26 protein-coding genes and 1 tRNA gene are annotated in these 24,829 nt (G+C 38.0%); 21 read left to right on the forward strand and 6 right to left on the reverse strand.

Going from position 1 to position 24,829, the window contains the following annotated elements; translation table 11 throughout:
* Position 1 precedes the first annotated feature (1 nt).
* The 6 genes from CYK55_RS04225 (at position 2) to ileS (ending at position 6,168) form a co-directional block, all read left to right on the forward strand.
* Positions 2-688: a YggS family pyridoxal phosphate-dependent enzyme gene (locus CYK55_RS04225; RefSeq protein WP_010735976.1), complete on the forward strand. Its 687-nt coding sequence runs from the start codon at positions 2-4 to the stop codon at positions 686-688.
* The gene (locus CYK55_RS04230; protein ID WP_034689844.1) at positions 688-1,287 is read left to right on the forward strand and encodes a cell division protein SepF; all 600 of its coding nucleotides are present in this window, start codon (positions 688-690) and stop codon (positions 1,285-1,287) included. Before CYK55_RS04225 ends, CYK55_RS04230 begins: the two co-directional genes overlap by 1 nt.
* 30 nt (positions 1,288-1,317) lie before the next feature.
* Complete coding sequence (locus tag CYK55_RS04235) at positions 1,318-1,587, forward strand: YggT family protein (RefSeq protein ID WP_010735974.1); 270 nt, start codon at positions 1,318-1,320, stop codon at positions 1,585-1,587.
* 33 nt (positions 1,588-1,620) lie between these two features.
* A complete protein-coding gene (locus CYK55_RS04240) occupies positions 1,621-2,403 on the forward strand; it encodes an RNA-binding protein (RefSeq protein WP_034689841.1) in 783 nt (260 codons plus the stop codon).
* A 20-nt stretch (positions 2,404-2,423) separates the two neighbouring features.
* Positions 2,424-3,131, forward strand: coding sequence for a DivIVA domain-containing protein (locus CYK55_RS04245; protein WP_010735972.1), 708 nt, complete (start codon positions 2,424-2,426; stop codon positions 3,129-3,131).
* A gap of 244 nt (positions 3,132-3,375) precedes the next feature.
* A complete protein-coding gene (gene ileS, locus CYK55_RS04250) occupies positions 3,376-6,168 on the forward strand; it encodes an isoleucine--tRNA ligase (protein ID WP_034689839.1) in 2,793 nt (930 codons plus the stop codon).
* A 91-nt stretch (positions 6,169-6,259) separates the two neighbouring features.
* Here the strand turns inward: ileS and zwf are convergent, their stop codons facing one another.
* The 3 genes from zwf to CYK55_RS04265 form a co-directional block, all read right to left on the reverse strand.
* Entirely contained in the window at positions 6,260-7,783 is a 1,524-nt protein-coding gene (gene zwf / locus CYK55_RS04255; protein WP_206437475.1) for a glucose-6-phosphate dehydrogenase, read from the reverse strand.
* Positions 7,784-7,797: 14 nt separating this feature from the next.
* The gene (locus tag CYK55_RS04260) at positions 7,798-8,445 is read right to left on the reverse strand and encodes a metal-dependent transcriptional regulator (RefSeq protein ID WP_010735969.1); all 648 of its coding nucleotides are present in this window, start codon (positions 8,443-8,445) and stop codon (positions 7,798-7,800) included.
* 379 nt (positions 8,446-8,824) lie between these two features.
* A complete protein-coding gene (locus CYK55_RS04265; protein ID WP_126133988.1) occupies positions 8,825-9,169 on the reverse strand; it encodes a DUF4828 domain-containing protein in 345 nt (114 codons plus the stop codon).
* 171 nt (positions 9,170-9,340) lie between these two features.
* On the opposite strand from CYK55_RS04265, the gene sfsA reads away from it, so the two are divergent.
* The 12 genes from sfsA (at position 9,341) to CYK55_RS04325 (ending at position 20,226) form a co-directional block, all read left to right on the forward strand.
* On the forward strand, positions 9,341-10,069 hold the full coding sequence (sfsA, locus tag CYK55_RS04270) for a DNA/RNA nuclease SfsA (RefSeq protein ID WP_034689819.1): 729 nt from the start codon (positions 9,341-9,343) through the stop codon (positions 10,067-10,069).
* A gap of 15 nt (positions 10,070-10,084) precedes the next feature.
* Positions 10,085-11,098: a Gfo/Idh/MocA family protein gene (locus CYK55_RS04275; RefSeq protein ID WP_126133989.1), complete on the forward strand. Its 1,014-nt coding sequence runs from the start codon at positions 10,085-10,087 to the stop codon at positions 11,096-11,098.
* Entirely contained in the window at positions 11,098-12,375 is a 1,278-nt protein-coding gene (locus CYK55_RS04280; protein WP_034689814.1) for a DEAD/DEAH box helicase, read from the forward strand. The genes CYK55_RS04275 and CYK55_RS04280 overlap by 1 nt, the downstream gene beginning before the upstream one ends.
* A gap of 62 nt (positions 12,376-12,437) precedes the next feature.
* Complete coding sequence (locus tag CYK55_RS04285) at positions 12,438-15,140, forward strand: sigma 54-interacting transcriptional regulator (RefSeq protein ID WP_034689811.1); 2,703 nt, start codon at positions 12,438-12,440, stop codon at positions 15,138-15,140.
* A 104-nt stretch (positions 15,141-15,244) separates the two neighbouring features.
* Entirely contained in the window at positions 15,245-15,610 is a 366-nt protein-coding gene (locus CYK55_RS04290) for a PTS sugar transporter subunit IIB (protein WP_268745031.1), read from the forward strand.
* A gap of 26 nt (positions 15,611-15,636) precedes the next feature.
* Positions 15,637-15,957, forward strand: a complete 321-nt coding sequence (locus CYK55_RS04295) for a PTS lactose/cellobiose transporter subunit IIA (protein ID WP_010735962.1) — start codon at positions 15,637-15,639, stop codon at positions 15,955-15,957.
* Positions 15,958-16,065: 108 nt separating this feature from the next.
* On the forward strand, positions 16,066-17,526 hold the full coding sequence (locus tag CYK55_RS04300) for a PTS sugar transporter subunit IIC (protein ID WP_034689809.1): 1,461 nt from the start codon (positions 16,066-16,068) through the stop codon (positions 17,524-17,526).
* A 108-nt stretch (positions 17,527-17,634) separates the two neighbouring features.
* Positions 17,635-17,856, forward strand: coding sequence for a hypothetical protein (locus CYK55_RS04305; protein WP_010735960.1), 222 nt, complete (start codon positions 17,635-17,637; stop codon positions 17,854-17,856).
* Between the two features lie 23 nt (positions 17,857-17,879).
* Complete coding sequence (locus CYK55_RS04310) at positions 17,880-18,062, forward strand: DUF3188 domain-containing protein (RefSeq protein WP_010735959.1); 183 nt, start codon at positions 17,880-17,882, stop codon at positions 18,060-18,062.
* Positions 18,062-18,475: a DUF3284 domain-containing protein gene (locus tag CYK55_RS04315; RefSeq protein ID WP_034689808.1), complete on the forward strand. Its 414-nt coding sequence runs from the start codon at positions 18,062-18,064 to the stop codon at positions 18,473-18,475. The genes CYK55_RS04310 and CYK55_RS04315 overlap by 1 nt, the downstream gene beginning before the upstream one ends.
* Before the next feature lie 259 nt (positions 18,476-18,734).
* Positions 18,735-19,913 carry a GNAT family N-acetyltransferase gene (locus CYK55_RS04320; protein ID WP_126133990.1) on the forward strand — a complete coding sequence of 393 codons (1,179 nt, stop codon included), beginning with the start codon at positions 18,735-18,737 and terminating at the stop codon, positions 19,911-19,913.
* Between the two features lie 43 nt (positions 19,914-19,956).
* Positions 19,957-20,226, forward strand: coding sequence for a zinc ribbon domain-containing protein (locus CYK55_RS04325; RefSeq protein WP_034689805.1), 270 nt, complete (start codon positions 19,957-19,959; stop codon positions 20,224-20,226).
* A gap of 295 nt (positions 20,227-20,521) precedes the next feature.
* On the opposite strand, the gene CYK55_RS04330 is transcribed toward CYK55_RS04325, so the two are convergent.
* Positions 20,522-20,595: transfer RNA gene (locus CYK55_RS04330), tRNA-Arg, on the reverse strand.
* A gap of 122 nt (positions 20,596-20,717) precedes the next feature.
* Between CYK55_RS04330 and CYK55_RS13435 the strand changes: the two genes are divergently transcribed.
* Positions 20,718-20,882 (forward strand): hypothetical protein, encoded by a 165-nt coding sequence (locus tag CYK55_RS13435; protein ID WP_010735955.1) that lies wholly within the window; start codon positions 20,718-20,720, stop codon positions 20,880-20,882.
* Between the two features lie 59 nt (positions 20,883-20,941).
* Here the strand turns inward: CYK55_RS13435 and CYK55_RS04335 are convergent, their stop codons facing one another.
* Positions 20,942-22,174, reverse strand: coding sequence for an aminopeptidase (locus CYK55_RS04335; protein WP_126133991.1), 1,233 nt, complete (start codon positions 22,172-22,174; stop codon positions 20,942-20,944).
* A 262-nt stretch (positions 22,175-22,436) separates the two neighbouring features.
* Here CYK55_RS04335 and CYK55_RS04340 point away from each other — a divergent pair, with 262 nt between their 5' ends.
* A complete protein-coding gene (locus tag CYK55_RS04340; protein WP_126133992.1) occupies positions 22,437-23,006 on the forward strand; it encodes a TetR/AcrR family transcriptional regulator in 570 nt (189 codons plus the stop codon).
* A 111-nt stretch (positions 23,007-23,117) separates the two neighbouring features.
* Here CYK55_RS04340 and CYK55_RS04345 read toward each other — a convergent pair whose 3' ends face one another.
* Positions 23,118-23,561: a flavodoxin gene (locus CYK55_RS04345; RefSeq protein WP_126133993.1), complete on the reverse strand. Its 444-nt coding sequence runs from the start codon at positions 23,559-23,561 to the stop codon at positions 23,118-23,120.
* 162 nt (positions 23,562-23,723) lie between these two features.
* Between CYK55_RS04345 and map the strand changes: the two genes are divergently transcribed.
* Positions 23,724-24,488: a type I methionyl aminopeptidase gene (map, locus tag CYK55_RS04350; RefSeq protein WP_034688538.1), complete on the forward strand. Its 765-nt coding sequence runs from the start codon at positions 23,724-23,726 to the stop codon at positions 24,486-24,488.
* Positions 24,489-24,829 lie beyond the last annotated feature (341 nt).

A 24,829-nucleotide genomic window follows, 5' to 3' on the forward strand; every position in this document is an offset into this window, starting at 1 on the left:
CATGATTGCTGACAACTTGCAGAATATCAAGCAAGACATTCAGGATTCGTGTGCTCTTGTTCATCGTGACCCGAAAGAAGTGACATTAGTAGCTGTTACAAAATCTGTAGAGTCACTCCAAGCTGAAGAATTAATCAATGCTGGAGTCACACATTGTGCAGAAAATCGTGTCGATAAATTGTTGCAAAAAAAACAAGATTTGCTTAAATATTCTGAAGTGAAGTGGCATTTAATTGGTAATTTACAACGCAGAAAGGTAAAATTGATTGTAAATGAAATTGATTACTTTCATGCGTTAGACAGTTTGAAATTAGCAGAAGAAATCCAAAAAAGATTAGAAAAACAGCTAGCTTGTTTTGTGGAAGTCAATGTGTCTGGTGAAGTATCGAAACACGGTATCTCACCAGCGGAGCTTCTACCTTTCTTAGAATCTTTAGCAGCCTATCCAAATATACAGGTAGTGGGACTTATGACTATGGCACCGAAGGACGCTTCTGCTGAACAAATTCATAAAGTATTTGAAACGCTGAGAGAATTGCGTGATCTTGCCCAATCAAAACAATACACACATGCACCATGTACCGAACTGAGCATGGGGATGAGCCAAGATTTTCAACTTGCAATTGAAGAAGGAGCTACATTTATCCGTGTAGGAACAGCGCTATTCAAAGACGAGGAGGAAGAATAATGCCACTTTTAAACAGGGGAGCAATTGCTAATTTTTTCGGATTAGCGGATGAAGAAGAGTACGAATACGAAGATTATCCTGAACAACAACAGGTTGCCAAGCAACCAACTAAATCAAACACACAGCATCAACAACATTCTCCAGCTGTTTCACAGCCGATTGAAAAAAAACAACGTCCAGCGATGACATCTCGTCCGGTTGGTCGTGAGAATGCGCCGATGAACGAAACAAAAAAAGTCATTGAATTACATCAAACTTCTACAAAAAATACGCAAAAAGACCAACGACAAACGAGACCATCTGTTCAACCTAACACACAGTTAGCAGGAAAAATCACAGTGATGGAACCTCGTGCCTACTCTGAAGCGATGACGATTGCTAAAAGGATCATTGCGGGAGAAGCAACATTAGTCAATTTTCGATTAGTAGAAGAAAAGCAGGCTCGACGTATCGTGGATTTCCTAACAGGGACAGTCTATGCGTTAGACGGCGATATTAAACGAGTAGGTGATGAGATTTTCCTTTGCACACCTGCTGGTCTGGAAATCGATAGTTCAACGGCTCAATCTTTCGCAGATGGCAGTATGTTTGATCTGTAAAGAGGAGGAGTAAACATTTATATTCTTTTTATGTTACTTAATTTAATTTCACGTGCTGCATACTTTTACAGCATGATTCTAGTAGTTTATGCGTTACTATCTTGGTTTCCTGGAGGGTACCAATCTAGTCTTGGACGTATATTAGCAAAGATTTGTGAACCATATATCAGCCTATTTGATCGTTTGCCGTTAAGATTTGGACCAATTGATTTTACGATCTTAGCATCGATTTTGATTTTGAATCTTGCCGTACAAGGATTGCAGCATATCGTTTTATGGATGATTACGTTCGCTATTTAGCGTAGAATAAACAGGGAGTTAGGAGGGGATCAAGTGGATGCGAATGTATATCAACATTTCCGAGTAGATGAACGTTCTTTTATCGACTCTGTCGGAGATTGGATTGAACAGGTCCAGAGTCAGTATGCACCATATCTGACAGAATTTCTTGATCCGAGACAGTGCTACATCTTAGAGACCCTGATACGTCAAAATAGTGACTTGCGTTTTCAGTTATATGGTGGGTATGAGCAAGCGGAACGGAAAAGATGCTTGATTTTCCCAGACTATTATGAGCCTGTTGATGAAGATTTTGAAATGTCATTATATGAAGTCCATTATCCCAGTAAATTTGCCAGTTTAAGCCATGGGAAGATCCTAGGTACACTAGTTGGTACAGGGATAAAACGTTCATATTTTGGTGATATTATTTCAGATGATGAACGATGGCAAGTTTTCATTGCAAATGAAGTCGACCACTTTGTCGTTAATCAAGTGACTAAGATCGGAAAAGTAGCTGTACGCTTAGAGGAAATCAAGTATACAGATATGGTCTTGCCAAAAGATAGCTGGATGCAAGAAAGAGGAACGGTCACTTCACTTAGACTGGACACTGTGATATCGGAAATCTATAATATATCCAGACAACGTTCGAAGCAATTGATCGAAGCAGGTAAAGTAAAAGTCAATTGGACAGAAAATACAAAACCGGACTTTCTACTTGAGTTATTGGACATTGTTTCGATCAGAGGGTATGGTAGAATACAGATCCAAGACCTTGAGGGGAAAACGAAAAAAGACAAGTGCAGGGTGTTGTTTGGTGTATTACGTAAATAAAACAAGAAGGTGGTTTACTCATGGCTTTAACTCCATTAGATATTCAAAATAAAACATTCCCAACAAAAATGCGGGGATACAATCAAGACGAAGTAGATGATTTCTTAGATTTAGTCGTTCGTGATTACGAAGAAGTAACACAAAGAAATCGTGAATTAGAAAAAGCAGTAAAGCATTCGGAAGAAAAACTTGAGTACTTCAATGAATTGAAAGATGCGTTGAATCAATCGATCATTGTGGCACAAGATACAGCTGACAAAGTAAAAACAAGTGCAAGCAAAGAATCAGAAGTGATTGTTACTTCTGCACAAAACAAAGCGGACGAAATGGTCGCAAATGCTGAAAAACGTGCGCACCAATTAACTACAGATGCTGAAGAAAAAGCACGTCGTATCTTGACAGATGCGACTGAAAAAGCAAGACAATTAGCGACAGAAACAGAGGACTTGAAGAAGAAAACTCGTGTATTCCATCAACGAATCAGCTTGATGTTGGAATCTCAACTTGAACAAGTAAAAAGTCCAGAATGGGATGAGATCCTACAACCATTTTCTAGTTATGTAACAGATAGCCATGAAGTAATCAAAGAAGTTTTGGCAAAACAGCTTGACAATGAAAATGAAAGTGATGTACACTCTGAAACAGGAGTATACGAGTCTCCAGTGACTGCTTTTGATACGCAAGCAATCGATCTTTCGATCATTCCTGGAGAATACGAAGAAGAGTAGAACAGAAAAGCATTTTGACATTCTTAAAGCGAGCCAATGACAGTGTAAGATTGGTAAGACCCTGCAAAGTGAAAGATCCTCTACTTGATTTATTTCTGAACACTAGTAAGAAATAGCGGTTGACCTCGTTATCGGTCTTTGAGAGTTACGATCGTAACTAAATTTGGGTGGTACCACGGCATGTTCGTCCCTAGGATGAGCATGCTTTTTTGCGTTCTGTAAACTATAGTTAAGGAGTGTTTGTATGAAAATGAAAGAAACCTTACAACTAGGAAAAACAAGTTTTCCTATGCGTGGGAATTTGCCAAACCGTGAAGGTGAATGGCAAAAAGAATGGGAAGAAAATCAAATCTATCAACAAAGACAAGCGTTGAATGAAGGCAAACCAAGCTTTATTCTTCATGATGGTCCTCCATATGCAAATGGAAATATTCATTTAGGTCATTCGTTAAACAAAATCAGTAAAGATATTATCATCCGTTCAAAATCAATGTCTGGTTTTCGTGCGCCGTACGTTCCTGGCTGGGACACACATGGCTTGCCAATTGAGCAAGTGTTGACGAACAAGGGAATCAAGAGAAAAGAAATGACGATGGCTGAATACTTGGAAAAATGTCGTGAATATGCCCTTTCACAAGTAGACAAACAGCGAGAAGACTTTAAACGTCTAGGCGTTGCTGGTGATTGGGAAAATCCTTATGTCACTTTAGATCCTTCCTATGAAGCTGCACAGATCCGTGTGTTTGGTAAAATGGCTGAAAAAGGATATATCTATAAAGGATTAAAACCAATTTACTGGTCACCATCTAGTGAATCCTCATTAGCTGAAGCTGAAATTGAATATAAAGATGTAAAATCTCCGTCAATCTATGTCGCTTTTACTGTGAAAGATGGCAAAGGTCTTTTGGAAGAAGATACTGCTTTCGTTATTTGGACAACTACACCATGGACATTGCCAGCTAACCAAGGGATTGCTGTAAATCCAACATTTACGTATGTCTTAGTAGAAGCTGATGGTCGCAAATTTGTCGTTGCCAAAGATTTGATGGAAACGGTACAACAAGCAATTGGCTGGGAAGCAGTCCAAGTCTTAAAAGAATTTGCAGGACAAGAGATGGAATACATGACAGCGACACATCCATTCTATGATCGTGAATCTTTAGTGATCTTAGGAGATCACGTGACGCTGGATGCCGGTACTGGATTAGTTCACACTGCACCTGGACACGGGGAAGATGACTATATTGCAGGAAATCGTTACAAATTACCTGTTGTTTCTCCCGTTGATTCTAAAGGTGTATTTACTGATGAAGCTCCTGGATTCGAAGGAATCTTTTATGACAAAGCAAATCCAATGATCACGGATCTATTAAAAGAAAAAGGTGCCTTGTTGAAATTGGATTTCTTCACCCATAGTTACCCACATGACTGGCGTACTAAAAAACCTGTCATTTATCGTGCAACACCACAATGGTTTGCTTCAATCAATGATTTCCGCCAAAACATTCTTGATGAAGTGGAAAAAGTTGATTGGATCATTCCATGGGGAAAAACACGTCTTTACAATATGGTACGTGATCGCGGCGATTGGGTCATCTCACGCCAACGTGCTTGGGGCGTCCCACTACCAATCTTTTATGCTGAAAATGGTGAAGCAATCATTACACCTGAGACGATTGAACATGTCGCTGAATTATTTGCGGCCCATGGCTCAATCATTTGGTTTGAAAAAGAAGCGAAGGACTTACTACCTGAAGGCTTTACGCATCCAGGATCACCAAATGGCGAATTTACTAAAGAAACAGATATCATGGACGTATGGTTTGATTCAGGTTCTTCTCATGAAGCAGTTTTACGTCAACGCCCTGAGTTATCTTTCCCAGCAGATATGTACCTTGAAGGCTCCGATCAATACCGTGGTTGGTTCAACTCAAGTATCACAACAAGTGTTGCGATCAATGGTGTTGCGCCATACAAAGCAGTTCTATCACAAGGGTTCACGTTAGATGGCGAAGGTCGAAAAATGAGTAAATCATTAGGCAATACGATCGTTCCAGATAAAGTGATCAAACAATTTGGTGCGGATATTCTACGTCTATGGGTATCTAGTGTGGACTACGAAGCAGATGTTCGTGTGTCTATGGATATTTTAGGTCAAGTTGCTGAAGTTTATCGAAAAATCCGAAATACGATGCGTTTCCTATTAGCAAATACGGATGATTTTGACCCTAAGAAAGATGCAGTAGCGTATGAAGATCGTCGTTCAGTTGATAAATATATGACAGTTCGTTTAAATCAAGTCATCAAAGAAATCCGTGAAGAAGGATATGATAAGTATAACTTTATGCAAATCTATCGCACAGTGATGAATTTCTTAACAGTTGATCTTTCTTCTTTCTATCTTGATTTTGCAAAAGATGTTGTTTATATTGAAGCAGAAAATGATCATCAACGTCGTTGTATGCAAACTGTTTTTTATGAAACAGCTGTTTCATTAACAAAATTACTGACACCGATCATTCCTCACACAACAGAGGAAATCTGGTCCTTCTTAAAAGAAGAGGAAGCTTATGTTCAATTAAGTGAGTTACCAGGATATGTTGAATATCCTAACCAAGATGAGTTATTAGATACATGGGCGGCCTTCATGGATTTCCGTGATAAAGTCTTAAAAGCACTAGAAGAAGCAAGAAATAGTAAATTGATCGGAAAATCATTAGAAGCAAAATTAACGATCTATCCAAATCAACAGGTGAATCAATTATTGACAGCAGTTGCTGCTGACATTCCTCAATTATTGATCGTCTCACCAGACTACTTTACGGTTATGCCAGAAAACACTGAAGCGCCTGAAAATGCTTTAGTCTTTGATGATGTAGCGATTTTAGTCGAAAAAGCAGAAGGTGAAACATGTGATCGTTGCCGTCAAATCCGTAAAGATGTTGGAACTGATGAAAAATTACCACACTTATGCGGACGTTGCGCACAGCTTGTTGAAGAATTCTATCCAGAAGCAGTCGTAGAAGGTTTTGAATAGAAGTTAGTAAAAAACAACCAAACACATCTTGTGTTTGGTTGTTTTTATTACATCAAAGAGTATTTTTAAGCGAATAGCAAGTGATTGGTCACTAATCCAATTTACCACGTTCACGGTACCAATGATCTGGTTGCCAGATCCATTCGAACCCGTCTTTTTCTAAAAGCTCGAATGCTGCTTCAGGACCCATAGAACCAGCTTTATAATTCGGGAAATCCGGTTGTACTTGATCCCAAACTTGGCGGATCACGTCAACGATATGCCAAGTTTGTGCGACTTCTTCCCAATGAGAGAAGTTTGTACTATCACCGTTCAATGCATCTAACATAAGCTTTTCATACGCTTCAGGACTATTTTCGACCATTTCAGCACTATTGCGATATTCCAGTTTGATTGGATCGGTGGCGAAGCCTTGACCAACTTTTTTTCCATTTAATGTAAATGAAAAACCTTCTGTTGGTTGAATATAGATAGTCAAAACATTTGGTGGTAACGTTGGATCATTACAAGGTTCGTCGATCGATGTTTTAAATACATTGACAGGTACTTGTTTAAAGACGATATTGATTCGTGTACCTTTTTCAGTAAGACGTTTCCCAGTCCGTACATAAAACGGTACGCCAGACCAACGGAAGTTATCGATCGTGAATTTTCCAGCAACAAATGTTTCAGTTGTTGATTCTGGATCAACGTTGTCTTCTTCACGATAGCCTTTGAATGTCTGATCATCTAATTGACCTGCAGCATATTGCCCACGTACAAAATTTTCTAAGACTTCTTTTTTTTCATAAATACGAATAGCTTTTAACGCTTTGATTTTTTCTGATCGGATTTCTTTTTCGGAAAAGGCAACTGGTGGTTCCATCGCAAGTAAAGCTAATACTTGAAGGATATGATTTTGGACCATATCTTTTAACGCACCACTGTGGTCATAATAGCCGCCACGATCTTCAACACCTAAACTCTCACCAAAAGTGATTTGGATGTTGTCAATGTAACGATTGTTCCATTGAGACTCAAAAATATTATTGGCAAAGCGAATCGCAGAGATATTTTGGATCATTTCTTTACCTAAATAATGGTCAATACGGAAAATATCATCTTCTGGAAAGACTTGTCGAATTTTTTCATTCAATTCAAAGGCAGAATGGAAATCAGAACCAAAAGGTTTTTCGATAATCAATCGGTTGAAGCCAGCTTCAGTGATGATTTTCTGAGATTTCAAATGTGAAACGATCGTACCGAAAAATTGTGGAGCCATGGCTAAATAGTACATTCGATTACCATTCAAGTGGTATTTTTCATCTAAACGATCAGATAATTCTTTTAATGTTTGGTAATGAGAAGAATCATTGACATCATGGGATTGATAATAAAAATGGCTGGCAAATCGTTCGGCTTCTTCGGCAGAAGGATTCAATGTTTTGATTGTTCCTTTAACCACTTCACGATAGTGTTCATCGCTCCAAGGACGACGTGCTGTACCGATCACAGCAAAATGTTCGCTCAAGTTGCCCTTTTTGTATAAACGAAAAAGGGAAGGATACAATTTACGTTGTGCTAAATCTCCTGTACCGCCAAATATAGTAAATAATACGTTTTTTTCATTCATTATTTGGGTAATCTCCTTTACAGTTTATCAACAAAAATTGTACTGGCGGCTTTAAAGCTGACAGGAATTTTTTTAGTTTTATTTTGGATGGTGATTGGTCCTTCATAGGCCGCTACATCAGTAATTTCATAAGTTTCATCAATATTGACATCGATTGTGACTAAATAGTCTAATAATTCCTTTTCATCAAGGACACGAGCAATCCGGATTTTGGTACCGACTGGGTAGGATTCAAGTGTTTGACGACGTTCTTCATGGACAACCTGTTCCTTTTTAGGAATAATGCCTCCATGTGGGCAGTGTTTAGGATGATTTAAATAACTTTCTAAATGATCCGCAAGCTGTTCAGAAGTCACATGCTCAAGGACCTCAGCATCGTCATGAACCTCATTCCAGTTGTAATCTAAATGTTCGACTAAAAAAACTTCCCATAATCGATGTTTACGTATCAGGCTACTTGCTTTTATCAGTCCGCTATCAGTCAATTGTACACCTTGGTAAGGAGAGTGTTCGACTAGTTTTTCTTTAACGAGTTTAGAAATCATTTCGCTTACTGAAGCAGGTGACACTGCTAGGCTAGAAACGATTTGTTTATTGTTGACTTTTGTTGTGTCACCGCCTAATTCCAGAATGATTTTTAAATAATCTTCTCGGTTTGGTGTCATATGCGATCATCCTTTCATGGTAAGAAACCATCACTTGTAAGTGTAACAAAAAAAACACAAATTGACTATTTTATGAGAAAAAAATAGGACGGAAATGTCGGTTTTTTTATTTTTCGTATTCCATCGTTCGTTCATCTTTCTAAGTAGTTGTTTGAGATGTGCAGTGATCAAATAGTCGCTAGTTGAAAAGTACTTTGCTCTTATCATAGCATAATTTGTTCGATCGTTGTGACCTAGAGGAAGTTGCATGGATGAAACTTGTAAAACGAGACAAAAGGTTTAGAAAACGGCAATTTTCTAAACCTTTTGTCTCGTTTTTATAAAAAAGAAGTACGTTAATGAAGTGATCGGCAGTGTATCATCTACTAAGCTAGGATAATCATGATTTTTTTGATAATAAATAAGCGGAATCATTTGCTTCATCGTACAGTAACATGTCGTTGTAAGAAAACGTTAGGAAAAAGCCGTATTGATCTCTAACTATCAATTTTTCGGAGGTAACTTCGACTAATAGTGTTCCTAAAGAACGGTCATCAAGCCAAAAAGAATAATCAGAATGGATGGTCAGTTCATGGTGTGTTTGGCTGGTATCCGTAAATGACCAAGTTCCACAGTATTTATTCAAATGATCGTCCTGTGCTTCTTTCTTTTTATGATCGAGTACTTTTTTTCCAGCAAGTGTTGCGATACCGGCAAGTAGGATATAGATGATTCTTTTTTTCATTTTTCCACTCCTTTGTCTTGATTTATGATAAAAGCATATTTTGCTTATTGTTCCTTTTCTTATAGTTTACTAAAAAAAGTGCACGATTTCTCTAAGACTTTCGACTGGTTTTTCAAGTGTTTTTAGTAAAAATATGGTAGGATACAGTAGTAGGGAGACAGGTGATGACTATTGGACTACCAAGATGTTGAAATTGCTTACTTCATTGAACGACCAAATCGCTTTATTGCTTTTTGTTTGAACAAAAAAGGAGAAGTAGTCAAAACTCATGTTAAGAATACAGGTAGAGGCAAAGAGTTGTTGCTTCCTGGTGCAGAGGTGGCGTTAGTACACATTCCTGGAACAAAACGTAAAACTGCCTATGATCTGATTGCTGTAAAAAAAGAGCAGCAGTGGTTCAATATCGATAGTCAGTTACCAAACCGATTAGCGATTGATGGAATTTTAGATGGGACGATCCACTTACCAAATTTAAATAGTGATATTGAGTTCTACAAACGTGAAGTGACCTTTGGAAAGTCTAAATTTGATATTTATTTAGAAACAAGTTGCGGTCAAAAAGCATTTGTAGAAGTCAAAGGGATGACCCTGGAAAACAAAGCAATAGGTGCTTTTCCCGATGCACCGACCATTCGTGGGCTTAAACACGTCAATGAATTGATCGGCGCGCATCAAGAAGGCTATGAGACCTATATTCTTTTTATTGCACAATTTGAACACTTGCATCAAGCAACGATCCATGAGCAGATGCAACCAGAATTAGCCACTGCTTTTCGTTTTGCTCAGCAAGCAGGTGTTCAAGTAATCGTATATAATTGTCAAGTAACAGAAAAACAAGTGGTATTGAAACAAGCAATCCCATTTGACCTAAATACAGTTTTTGAAGATCCTAATTTATAGAAAGAAGGCGTAAAGATGATCCATTTAGGTATAATCGGCACAAATTGGATTACTCATCAATTTGTTCAAGCAGCATTAGCGACACGTAAGTATGAATTAACAGCTGTTTATTCAAGACATTTAGAAAAAGCGCAACAATTTGGCGCAGAATATGAAGGCGATATCGCGTTCGCAACAGATTTAACTGTTTTTTTTGAGTTAGAACATATGGATACGGTCTATATTGCTTCGCCAAATAGTTTGCATTTTCAGCATGCGAAGCAAGCAATTTTGGCAGGAAAAAATGTGATTGTAGAAAAACCGGCATTTAGTACACCAAACGAAATGGAAGAGATCATTCATTTGGCAAACCAAGAGAAAGTCTTTTTCTTTGAAGCCGCGCGAAATATCCATGAAGCTGGGTTTAAAAAAATTGCAGAATTTTTACCTTTGAAAGATGAGATCATTGGCGCGAATTTCAGTTATATGAAATATTCTTCTCGTTATGATCAAGTGTTAGATGGGGAAGAACCGAATATTTTCTCTCCGCATTTTTCAGGTGGAGCAATGATGGATCTCGGCGTTTACCTCGTCTACGCAGCTGTAGGTTGGTTTGGCAAGCCGCAAGAAGTCCATTATTTCCCTAGAAAAATAGCTACAGGTGTTGATGGATTAGGTTGGGGGATCTTGCGCTATGCTACTTTTGATGTAGCGATCCAACCGGGCAAAATCGGTGATTCATATCTACCTTCCGAGATTTATTTTGATAGCGGAACAGTGATCATGAATGGCGTCAATGCAATTGTGCAAGCAGAGTACCATGATCGTAACCACGAACAAATTGAAAAATTAGAGATCGTGGCTTCTGAAAATCCAATGAGTGAAGAGGCAGAAGATTTTGCAAATGTGATCATGAACCCTAAAGATCCACAATGGGGATTACAGTATGAAGAATGGGTCGAACTTGCACGAAACGTGAATCAAGTCGTTTATGATTTGCGAATCAGTGGTGGAATCGAATTCGATGCAGATAAAGAGGGAACTGAGTAATGACTGATTTTGTAAAACATTTTCCAACTAATTGGCAAAACAAATGGGAAGAAAAAGGGTTCACCGGCCCATCGTTTATCCAACAAGAAGTATTCACTGACTTAAAAGAAGGTAAAAGCTTGATTGCTGTTTCTCCAACCGGTTCTGGTAAGACCTTAGCTTATCTATGGCCTTTACTATTAAATGTGAAAAAAGGAGAGGCAAGTACCCTATTGATCCTTGCTTCTTCGCAAGAATTGGCGATCCAAGTTGCTGAGGTCACCCGTGAATGGGCAAAAGATTTAGCAATCTCTGTCCAATCTGTTGTGGGCGGCGCAAATGTTAAACGCCAAATCGAAGGACTAAAAAAGAAACCGGAAGTATTGGTAGGCACACCAGGTCGTGTATTAGAGTTGATGAAACAAAAAAAAATAAAGGCTCATCAAATCCAAACAATCGTATTTGACGAGGCAGATCAACTTTTTGATGAAGGAAATCGACCATTTATTGATCAAATCGTTCATCAAGCGCCAACGGACTACCAGCTAGCTTTCTTTTCAGCAACAGCCGATCGTTCCATCCAGCAAATCGAATCATTGACAAAACAATCGCTGAAAGTGGTCGACGTTACTAAAATGGATGATTCAAGGAAAGGACTTAGTCACTATTTTATACGTGTTCCTGCTCGAAAAACAGAGGACTATCTAAGACGATTAGCCCATGTGGAAGGTTTCCAAGGTCTTGTTTTTTTCAACCAGTTGAGTGAGTTAGGCATGATGGAAGAAAAAATGAGTTATCGAGGAATCCGCGTGGCGAGTTTAGCATCTGACCAAAACAAGCTGTTACGAAAAGCGGCATTGAATCAATTCAAAGAAGGCAAAATCAGCATGTTGTTATCAACGGATGTCGCTGCTCGTGGGCTAGATATCGCGGAACTGCCTTATGTTGTCAATGTTGAAGTTCCAATGACAGAAGAAACCTATTTGCATCGTGCAGGTAGAACTGGTCGAATGGGGCAAGAAGGACAAGTCATCACCTTTGTGAATGAACATACACTAAGAGACTTAAAAAAAATTGCTCGACAAACAGGAACAGAACTCACTGAATTATTTATTTATGGGGGAGGCTTACAGACAGAAGCTCCTGAAAAAGCCCCAACAAAAATGTTCCCAAAAAAGAAAGAATTAGGAAAAAAAGAAGCAAGTGAAACAGTTACAAAAAAAGTTGCTTCTTCTTCTAAAACAAAACACAAAAACAAGCATAAAAAAGATAAAAATAAAGGAGCAAGGCGCAAATAAGCGCCTTTTTGTGTTATTATATTGAAAATGGAAACAGGTCGTTTGGTTAAAGGAGAGTTAGCATGAACGAAAGACAGGAAGAAATCTTGGATTTACTTACGGAAAATCATAAAGGATTGACAGCAACGGATGTTGCGAAGCAATTAGAGATTGATCGTAGTAATGCAAGTCGTTATCTAAGTGATTTATATAAAGCGCATTACATCGTGAAAAGCACTGGCAGACCTGTAGTTTATTCTATGCCTCCCAAAAAAACAACTTCAGATAAAGTTCATGTGGACGCTTCTACACAAGTCACTTTTGAAACCTTAGTAGGGGAGAATGAATCATTAAAAGTAAGTATCCAACAGGCTAAAGCAGCGATTTTATATCCGCCAAGAGGATTGCATACGATTATTTTTGGGGAGACAGGAACAGGGAAATCGATGTTTGCTGAATGTATGTATCATTTTGCAATCGATTCGGAAATGCTTTCTCCAGATGCCCCATTTATTTCATTTAATTGTGCGGATTATGCGCAAAACCCACAGTTGTTGTTTGGACATATCTTTGGGATAAAAAAAGGTGCTTATACAGGTGCAACACAAGATAGCCAAGGTTTGATGGCTAAAGCAGATGGGGGGATCTTATTTTTAGATGAGATCCATCGCTTACCTCCAGAAGGCCAAGAGATGCTCTTCACATTTATCGACAAAGGGGTTTATCGCCCATTAGGGGAGAGCGCACAAGTCCATGAGGCGTCTGTTCAGATCATCGGAGCAACGACAGAATCATCTGAAAGTTTTTTGACGACATTTAACCGCAGGATACCGATGGCAATCACTTTGCCAAATCTGGCCTCTCGTTCATTAGATGAGCGGTATGAAATCATTTCCTTGTTTATCAAGCAAGAAGCCAATCGCTTGAATCAGCGGATCGATATTGAAAAAGAAGCGATTTTAGCTTTTATGCTATACGACGCAGAGGGAAATATCGGGCAAGTAAAACGTGACCTGAAATTAGTCTGTGCGAAGTCATTCCTTCATTATCGTATGCACCAAGAAGAAAAATTAGTCATTCGAAAAGAAGAGTTATCCCTGCAAGTCCAAAAAGGATTATTACGAATCAAAGAAGTCCCTGAACGATTAGATCGCTTTATGGATAGTAAGAGTCAATATTTGACGTTTGAGCCAGGATTTGCTGATGTGGTTTGGTCTCGGGACCCAGAAAGAAACATGCAAGTGTACAATGATATTGAAGAAAAGGTGATGTCGCTCTCTGAAACGGGTGGCGAAAATATTGATCTTGAGTCGTTGATCTCAAAAGATGTCGATGCCTATTTTCAAACGTATGTCAAAGAATTGACGAAAAGTACGATCCCTAAAGATTTACTCCCAGAAGACATCTGGCGTTTGACAAATGAGTTATACGATGTTGCTGAGAAACGACTAGACCGAATCTATAACCAAAAAGCACGCTTTGCGTTTGCCTTACATTTGCAAAGTACACTGGATCGTGTGAAAGATGGACATATGATCGTTCATCCAGATTTGAATAATATACGAAAGAAGTTCAAAAAAGAATTTCAAGTTGCAATCGATTTGTCTACGATCATTGAAGAAGATCAACAAGTAGAGATACCATTCGATGAAATTGGCTTTATCAGTATGTTCTTATCGATCAACCTCGGAGAAAGTGAACCAGTCAAAGAAAATAAAGTCGACGTGTTAGTCTTGATGCACGGGCGACAAACCGCTTCAAGTATGTTGGAGATGGCGCAAGCTTTACTCGGAACAACGATCGGACAAGCGTTCAATATGCCATTAGAGATGGAAGTTCAATCCATGTACGAAGAAGTATTGAAATATGTAAAGAATCGTCAAAGCAATTTAACAAATGGGTTGATTTTACTGACTGATATGGGTTCACTGAATACATTCAGCGATTTGATCTATGAAGAGACGGGGATACGTACAAAAGCAATCACGATGACCAGTACCATGATCGTCATCGAAGCAATCCGGATGGCAAATGTTGGTAGAAGCTTAGAAGATATCTACCAAAGTATCCAAATGTCTTTTGAATCGATTGTCAAAGATCAATTTAAAACCGAAAAGCAGGAAATGAACGAACGGAAAAAAGCAGTGATCGTGACTTGTTTTACTGGAGAAGGTGTGGCAGCAAAACTGTATCAACGAATTGTGCCCGTTATCAATCAGGATAAAGTTGAAGTGATCCAAATGCAGTTTTTGGAACGTGAATCATTTAAACGCCACATTGATGCGTTATTGGAAGAATATGAAATCAAGGCAATTGCCGGAACTGTTGAGGTAGATTATCAAAATATTCCATTCTTCTCTGCTTATGACGTATTCGATGATGAAAAACTCAATACATTGAAACGCATCGCAGATGACGAAGTTCCGACAGCAAAAATTGTTGATTCGTTAAAAGACTCATTGAATGCGATATCATCTGTTGAACGTTTGATTCAAGCTTTGCAAAAAGCGATCCAACAAATCCAAACAGACTTATCGATCATCGTTGAACCAGGTGTGGATACGGGGATCGTGATCCATGTTGCTTTTTTGATTGATGGTCTAATCAAACATGAAAAAATGCGTACATTTGATGATTTCCCCATTTTTGCAAAAATGTATCGCTTAGAAATGGATATCGTTCGAACGAATTTGATCGGGATCGAACGTAAATATGGTGTGAAAATCCCGGAACATGAAATTGCTTTTATCACACAAATGTTTATAGAAAATAAAATAAAAAAATGATTGAAATTACACAGTGTACACACTAACGATTAGTGTGTACACTGTTTTTACTTAATAAGCGTTATGAAAACGCTATTTTAGATGCTTAGTGTTTGGCATGCTTCTTGCATTATAGTTATAGTGTAAAACCAAATTTAAAGGGAGTGGAAAAAATGGAGAAAAAAACAATCATGTTAGTATGTTCTGCAGGAATGAGTACAAGTTTATTAGTAACAAAAATGCAAAAAGCAGCAGAAGAAAAAGGAATGGAAGCGGATATCTTTGCGGTTTCAGCTTCAGATGCTGACAATAACCTTGAATCAAAAAATGTAGATGTTCTATTATTAGGTCCACAAGTTCGCTTTATGAAAGCACAATTTGAACAAAAATTAGCACCAAAAGGAATTCCATTGGATGTTATCAATATGCAAGATTATGGCATGATGAACGGGGCAAAAGTGCTTGAACAAGCTGAAAAATTAATGAAATAATCAAACGTGAAGCTGGAGGTAGAATAGTGGAAGATCAACAAAATCTAGAAGCCATCATGGGATTGATCATGTATGGTGGAAATGCAAAAAGCGATGCAATGGAAGCGATTTCTGCGGCAAAAAAAGGAGATTTTGATTTAGCGGAGCAAAAAATCCGCGATGCTGAAGCCTCTCTGGTAGAAGCACATCATTCACAAACTCAAATGCTCACGCAAGAAGCACAAGGAAATCATATGCAAGTAACGCTGTTGACTGTGCATAGTCAAGATCACTTGATGACATCGATCGCATTTACAGACCTTGCAAAAGAAATCATTGATTTATATCGTAGAACTTACGTTGAATAACCAAAACACTTCTTTTTTGAACGGAAGAAGAAAAAAATTTTGAACGGATTTTTTTAATTTGATATAAGGAGTCATTCTTTATATAAAAACTTATAGGAGGAAGTAATAATGAATGGATTAACAAGTTGGATGGAAAAATACATCCTTCCAGTTGCCGGCAAAATCGGCGCGCAAAAGCACTTAGTGGCATTGCGTGACGCTTTTATCGGTACGATGCCTGCAACAATGGCTGGATCAGTAGCTGTAATGATCAATGCAATTATTCGTGATTTACCACAGCAATTTATTAGTACGTATGCTGACAGCTTAGCAGCAGACAAAGGTTTTTTTGCTGTATTGAATGTGATCATCGGCATCAATGGGTTCGTCTGGAATGGTACCTTAGCAATCGCCGGACTGATCTTTGCTTTTTCATGGGGATATAATTTAGCCCGTGCATATGGCGTCAATGACTTAGCAGGAGGGATCGTTGGGTTAGCAACACTGATTCAAGGAATCGCTTTTGGCCCGTCATTATCAGCTGCATTGAATGTCAATGTTCCACAAAATGTGGCAGATGCGATCAATGGCTCGGAAATTGGGGCAACGATTGCTGATGGCACTCTATCAGTTGGTTTGTGGGGATGGTTGAAATTAGATCATTTAAACGGTAACGCCTACTTTACAGTAATGATCATGGGTGCAATCTCTGTTATCATTTTCTGTAAATTGATGCTTGCCAATATCACGATCAAAATGCCTGACTCAGTCCCACCCGCAGTTTCTAAAGCATTTGCAGCAATCCTACCAGCAACGATTTCATTATATGTCATCGCTATCATTAATTATGTTGTTGGACGTGTGGCAGATGGTCAACTGATCATTGATTTAGTACAAAAATATATTGCAGAACCTTTCTTAGGCTTATCACAAGGTATTGGTGCTGTATTAATCGTTACGGTCTTCGTTCAGATTTTCTGGTTCTTTGGTATACATGGTCCGAACGTATTAGCACCAGTATTAGAAGGTATTTGGGGTCAAGCACAATTGATCAACATCGATATCTTCCAAAAAGGTTACAATGGCAAAACAGGAACACCTGCAGTATTAGATGCGATTGAAGATGGTAAAGCTTACATGTGGGTACGTGGCTCATTTGATGCGTTTGCATGGTTTGGTGGATCAGGTGGAACAATCGTTCTATTGATCGCTATCTTACTATTATCAAAACGTGCAGACTACTTGACTGTAGCAAAACTTTCGATTGGACCTGGTATCTTCAATATCAATGAACCAGTGATGTTTGGTTTACCAATCGTCTTGAATGCGATCATGTTTATCCCATTCTTGGTTGCGCCGGTTGTTGCAACAACAATTGGTTGGGTAGCTACTTATCTAGGATTAGTCGCACCGGTATCCCAACAAGTGACTTGGGTCGTCCCACCGTTCTTGCTATCGTTCCTTGCAACAGGGGCAGACTGGCGGGCGCCGATTGTCACATTAGTATGTATGGTCGTGACCTTCCTGATCTGGGCACCATTTGTGATGTCAGCAAATAAAATGGATCCAGCAGCAGGAGAACCTAAATAATCAGTTGAAGTAGGGGCTATGGGCGATGACGATCCGTCAAATCCCTAGCCCTCGCTTCATTCGAGTGAAACTAAAAGTAATCAATAAAAAAAGAAAAGAGGAGAACAAATGATTTCAATCGCTAGTGCTATGCAACAAGATGCAATCAAAGAATTATTAGAAGGATACAACGAAGAAGGCATGACCTTTACTTTCAAAGAAAAACAAGGAATCAAATTATTCTTTGAAACAAGTGCAGAAGATAAAGAAGCAGCTGCCAAAACAGCAAAAGAATTGATCAAAGCTCAACCATGGGGCACGGTATTATATTTCCAAGCAGCAGCAGTCTAAGAAACAAGATAAGGGTGGTTCAAATGATAAAAAATGGATTGTTTTTGTGTAGTATTGGTTCACTGATCATACTATATAGTTTAAATCCGGGAACACAACAATATGACATTTATAGTATGGTCACTGGGTTGTTTTTTGCAGGACTAGGGATTTACTTCTTTTTAAAAGGTAAGAAAAAAGAAGAAGCAAAGGAGAAAAAGAACTAATGGAAATAATTAAAACACTAAACATTCCGGCATCGTTTTTCTATGATAAAGTGATGGATTCTGTTCTTTTTGATGTCCGCAAAGCCACTGGGAAATCAGTGACACGCAAACAATTAAAGAATCTTGAATACGTCAAACAATTCTCTCAAAATAATCGTGCACGCATTATCATTGAGGAAGTCATTGATAACCAATCTTATAAATTTCGTACCTCAACGACTAAAAATGATTTTGTCGTTCATTATCAAATCAAACCAATTGATGAACAATCGTGTGAAGTCCATTATACGGAACAAATGGAATCACATGGTATGTTGCAGAAAATGAATGATATGATCTTAGGAACGATGTTGATGTATTTTAAAAAGAGACGTTTTAAAAAGATGCTAGGGATGATTGAAGAATCCTATTAAAAGAGGATGGTAAATCAAATCGTCCATCCAAGAGGATAACTAATGATCAAAATAAGAATAAGTTGTGGAAACAACGTTTGGATCAAAAAACGAAGCGCTAAAAACCAAAATCGTTTGTTCTATTTTGGCTTTTTAGCGCTATTTTTTGTAAATCATTTTTTGAGAGATACTACTTTGTGAAAGTAATGAAGGTCCGCTTGCTATTATAAAGAAAATAATAGTACAATTGGTATAGATATTTAAAGGGAGAAGGGAAAGTATGACGAATGTTATAAAAGAATTAGGGAACCAAGCGCTAGAAGAAATGTACGCTTTAGCAACCTATGCTTTTAATTCACAAGATACAAACGAACGACGTGAACGATTTAAAATGATTGTTGAGAATTCATGGAACTACGGCTTTTTAGATCCAGAGGGCCATTTGACAAGTCAAGTAATGGCCACACCTTTTTCAGTGGATTTCTATGGAAAAAATTACTTGATGGCTGGGATTGGCTACGTTGCTTCCTATCCTGAAGCGCGAGGACAGGGCGGTATCAATCGGATCATGGAAAAAATCCTTGAAGACTGTCGAGAAAGAAATGTCACGTTGTCTTATCTAGCACCATTTTCTTATCCTTTTTATCGTCGCTATGGCTACGAACAATTATTTGATCGAATCAGCTATGAATTAGCGAGCCGTGATATGCCAGCTGTAAAAAAAACAACTGGTTATATGAAACGGACAAGTTTTGAAGAATCAGTGGATGCCATACGATCCATTTATACAAATATGCCGGAGAGTACGCGAGGTGGTTTGGTCCGAGAAGAATGGTGGTATTCCTACAAGTTCAAACAACGAAAAGAAAATCAATATGCACTGTATTACGACCGTGAAGGAAATGTTACAGGATATGTCGTTTATAAATTAGCCGCACCTACATTTATCATCGTCGAAATGGGTTATCTGAATCATGAAGCATTGAAAGGATTGATGCGTTTCATTGGTTCACATAGTGGCGCATTTGATTCGTTTGAGTATACATGTGGTTTTTCTGGCTATAGTAAAAATTATTTATTGGATAATCCATTTGCTAAAACCACGATCACGCCTTACATGATGGGGAGAATCGTAGATGTTGAGAAATTTATGCAGACTTATCCATTCCGACATGCAATCAACTTTTCTATCCATGTGACAGAAGATCCGTATGCAAAATGGAACGAAGGATTTTTTGATATTTCTTATGTCAATGGAGTACTTGAAGTAAAGAAAGTCCAACAGACAGAATTACCTGTGGTCAGTGGAACGATTCAAAGCTTGACACAATTATTGTTAGGATATCAAACAGTCGAAGAGCTTGATTTCTATGAAAAAATCAAAGTAGAAGGCGCATTGGTGGCTGAACTTAGTCAATCACTGCCTAACCAACAACCAATTCTTAATGATTATTTCTGAGTGAAGACAATCAGATGATAGGAGGATCATAGAAATTTAAGCAATGACGTATTGTCAAAGTTGTGGGATGCCACTTGATTCAGTTGAGATTTTAGGGACAAACAAAAACAATAGCAAGAGTGAAGAATATTGCATTTACTGCTACAAAGAAGGCGCATTTTTAACTGATTGTACAATGGATGAAATGATTGAAGAGAGTGCCAAGCACATGAATGAATCAGGCATGCTGAAAGAACAAGGCAAGACAAAGGAAGAAGCACGTGAATTCATGCATCACTTTTTCCCAGATTTAAAAAGGCGGAAATATCAATAAAGTTTATTCCAATAGCAAAAAATGGATGCTACTTCATTATCGAATAAAATGACTTCGCATAATGTATTTGGTAATAAGTTGAAAAATGGGATTTTACTTTTGTTGCTATTTTTTCAAAAGAGCAGAAATATAATAGGGGATTGTGACCTGTGGCATTTCATAATTCTTAAAACTGAATAAACAGTGTCCATAAGAAACAGGCCCGCTCCCCAAAATACAAGAACGAATTTCTGGGGAGTGGGCTTATTTCTCGTAGCTGAACATCACTATTACAAAATCGTGATAAGTTCTAAGACGTTCCTGACTGGAATCGAACCAGCGACCTATCGCTTAGGAGGCGATCGCTCTATCCTACTGAGCTACAGGAACAAACATCAATACTATTATTTTAGCGCTTTGAAGGCATACATGCAAGCTGATTTTTAGAGCAAAACGTTTCCAATAAAGGAATCCTGAGTGGTAGAATGAAGGTGATAAAGGGGGTTTTGATTATGTCTGATAAGCCAAAAGAAGAAGTAATTGCAGAACGTTTAGATGAAGCAAAAAGAGAACGTGAAGAAATTACGAAAGAGGCAATCCAAAAACACGAAGAAGAAAAACCTGTAGAAAAAGAAAGTCGCAAATTTACGTTTACTAAAAAAGAAGATTTATTATAAGCATATCGATGAAAAACAAAAAAAGATCTGGGATTTCCAGATCTTTTTTTGTTTTATTATTACGCCCAGTCGCCATTTCTGAAGATCGGTACGCGTGAACCATCTTCGCGAATACCATCAATATCCATTTTATCTGAACCAACCATGAAATCTACATGTGTCTGGCTTCGATTCAAGCCTGCAGCTGCCAATTCATCATCAGTCATTTCTGTTCCACCTTGCACACTAAACGCATAGGCTGAACCAAGTGCTAAATGGTTTGAAGCATTTTCGTCGAATAATGTGTTATAGAAAATGATACCAGATTGTGAAATCGGTGAAGGATCAGGAACTAGAGCAACTTCGCCTAAACGACGTGCACCTTCATCGGTATCTAATAGTTTTGCCAAGACTTCTTGTCCTTGTTCCGCTGAAAAATCAACGACTTTACCGTCTTTAAATGTAAATTTCATTCCAGTAATGGTCGTTCCTGCATAACTTAAAGGTTTCGTACTTGAGATATACCCATCAACGCGATGACTATCAGGCGCGGTGAAGACTTCTTCTGTTGGCATGTTTGCCATGAATTTTTCATCACGAGCATTATAGCTTCCAGCGCCTTCCCACAAGTGATTTTTTGGCAAGCCAATTACGATATCTGTTCCTGGGGCAGTATAATGTAAAGCTGTAAATTGTTCTTTGTTCAATTCTTCTGCTTTTGTCGCTAGTTTTTCATCGTGATTTTTCCAAGCAATTACAGGATCAGATTCATAAATGCGAGTCGTTTTGAAAATCTCATCCCATAATGCATCGACTTGTTCTTCCTCTGGTAGATCAGGGAATACTTTTGCTGCCCACTGTTTCCCAGCAGCTGCGACAACTGTCCAACTTACTTTGTTTGATTGTGTCGCTTTTCTTAGATTCATCAATGCTTTTCCAACTGTTGATTGATAAGTGGCTACACGATCATTGTCAACTCCTGCGAATGCATCTGGATCAGAAGAAACAACGCTGATTCTGCTCGCACCTTTTTCAATCCAATCATCTGCTTGATCAATTTTATATTGTGGAACTGTAGAGATTCGATCATCTGCTGCATGAGTCAAGAATTCTTTTTGAATGATGTCATCTGTCCATTGAACGATTACCTCATCTGCACCTAATTGGTAAGCCTCTTTCGTGATCAATCGAGCTAATTCCGCTTGCTCTACATTGATTTGTAAGACTACTGTGTGCCCTTTCGATACATTGACCCCTGTTTCTGCAATTAAACGGGCGTATTTTTTTAAATTAACATTAAAATCAGCTAACATAATTAAATTCCTCCTCATCGTATTTTTTGTAATTCCTCATTGTATGATAACATTTTATTAGAAATGAAACAAATAAACATCTGATAAAATAATCATTTGTTTTTAATTAGAAAACACAAAAAAGCGCTGATATTCGAGAGTATAATGACAGAAAAATTTGTAAAAAATAAAAAAACAAGTTTTGCTTATTGAAAAAAAATGGTACAATAGTATTAATCAATGGTGGAAGCGTTATAAAAAATTTCAAGGAGATTAGAAAATTATGGCAAGAAAAAAAACGATAACAAAGGAGCAGATTTTGGCAGCGGCCTATGAAGTTGCTGCCAATGAAGGATTTTCGAAATTCACTGCGAGAAACATTGCAAATAAAATGAACTGTTCTACTCAACCAATCTATCTAGAGTTTAAAAATATGGATGATTTGAAACACGCGCTATTTGAGCAAATCTACGATTATCTAAAATACGAAGTCTTTCCTGTAGAACATACCGGCAATACGATTGTCGATTTAGCGTTGAATTACATCCATTTCGCAAATCGTGAAAAGAAATTATATAGCTCACTTTACTTGGAAGAGTATGGTGGCGGAAGAGAGATGCAAAATTTCTCCTATAATTACTTTATGGACGTAGTGAAAGAAGATCCAAAATACATGGACTTGTCAGGTGATAAACTAGTCTCGCTGCACAATGGGACTTGGATCATTGCAACAGGTATCGCTGCTTTGATGTCATCGAATATCATCCATCCGACGGATACACAAATCGAAAAGATGATCCAAGACAGCATCAATGCCATTTTGAGCTTAAAAGATCCGATTGAAGTAGACTGATCTGCTTATTTGAAAAATTGATCGACCCCATTTGATAGTAATGCCTTGATTTACAAAACGTAATGCTTCTAAAAAAAGAAGGATGTGGTAAACACATCCTTCTTTTTGTGATTAAGATAACATGGATACAAGAGATTTTGCGAACGCTTCAAGATTTTCAATATCTTCTTCCTCAGCGTTTAAATCAACTTTCACACTTTCGGCACCTTTAACAGCACCAGTTTTTGCAAAGGCAACATCAAAATCGTCCACTGACTTACAAAACTCATCATAGAAAGTATCTCCAGAGCCACACACACCGTAGATTTTTCCAGGTAATTCAAGTTCTTGTAAATCTTCATAAAAATCCACGATTTCGTCCGGTAGATCACCGTCATCGTATGTATAAGTAGCAACTACGCAAATATCTGCTTCTTGAAAGTCTTCAGCATCTACTTGTGTGCATTCATTGATTTCAACATCGATATCCATATTTTCCAGAGCCTCTGCAACAATATCGGCGATTTCTTCCGTGTTACCAGTCATACTTGCATAAACGATTTTTGCTAAAGCCATAAGGCGCCTCCTAAATTTTAATGAATAGCATTTCAACAACTACCAATTATACCAAAAGTTTGAGAAAAAGGAAGCGAGATTTATAAAGGTACTATGGGATTTGGCTAAATACTTCCTACTATGTTAAAATAAAAAGGATTTGTAAAAAGGAGACGAGAATAGATGATAACATTAAAATCAGCACGTGAGATCGAAGCAATGGCAGAGTCTGGTGCATTATTAGCAGATGTCCATAAAAATCTGCGAGATTTCATTAAACCAGGAATAACTAGTTGGGATATCGAAGTATTCGTACGTAATTATATCGAAAGTCATGGCGGAGTCGCTGCCCAAATTGGATTTGAAGGATATGAATATGCGACGTGTATCAGTATCAATGATGAGATCTGTCATGGTTTTCCTAGAAAAAAACCACTTAAAAGTGGCGACTTAGTGAAAGTGGATATGTGTATTGATTTAAAAGGCGGAATCTCTGATTCTTGCTGGGCATATGTGGTCGGTGAATCTACACCTGAAATTGATCGATTGATGGAAGTGACAAAAAAAGCACTATATATCGGCATTGAGCAAGCGCAAGTCGGTAATCGTATTGGGGATATTGGTCATGCGATCCAAACGTACGTCGAAGGAGAAAATCTAGGAATCGTACGAGACTTTGTTGGACATGGGGTAGGACCAACGATCCATGAAGAACCAACTATTCCTCATTATGGTGAACCAGGTAAAGGATTACGTTTAAAAGAAGGTATGGTCATTACGATCGAACCAATGGTCAATACAGGAACATGGAAAATGAAAATGGATCCAAATGGTTGGACTGCTTATACCAGAGATGGTGGATTATCTTGTCAATATGAACACACATTGGCTATCACCAAAGATGGTCCAAGAATCTTGACTTCTCAAGGTGAGGAAGGAACTTATTGAGTGCTTCTTTCAACGAACAGTTTTCAAACTGTTTAATTAAATGAAGCAAGTTGTGGATGACCTTCTTCTTCAAATAATGGATAAAAGTTGTAGGAAAGCTAGTAACTAAGATAGTAGGGTGGCAATTGGAAAAATATGTCTATTATTTTCTGGTTTGCCATCCTTTTCCTCAGTGTTATTAGTTTTTTTACAATCTAGATAAACGGTGTTCGAAAAGCTGACCTTCAACATTAAGCTAAAAAATCAAAAAATATGGGGAGCTATTTTCTCAAATTTTGCCTTAATACTTGGAGCTAAGCAGCTTTTTCACAACCTAGATAAACGGTGTTCAAGAAGCAACA

This window comes from Enterococcus mundtii, assembly GCF_003957375.1.
In the GTDB taxonomy this organism is placed as follows: domain Bacteria; phylum Bacillota; class Bacilli; order Lactobacillales; family Enterococcaceae; genus Enterococcus_B; species Enterococcus_B spodopteracolus.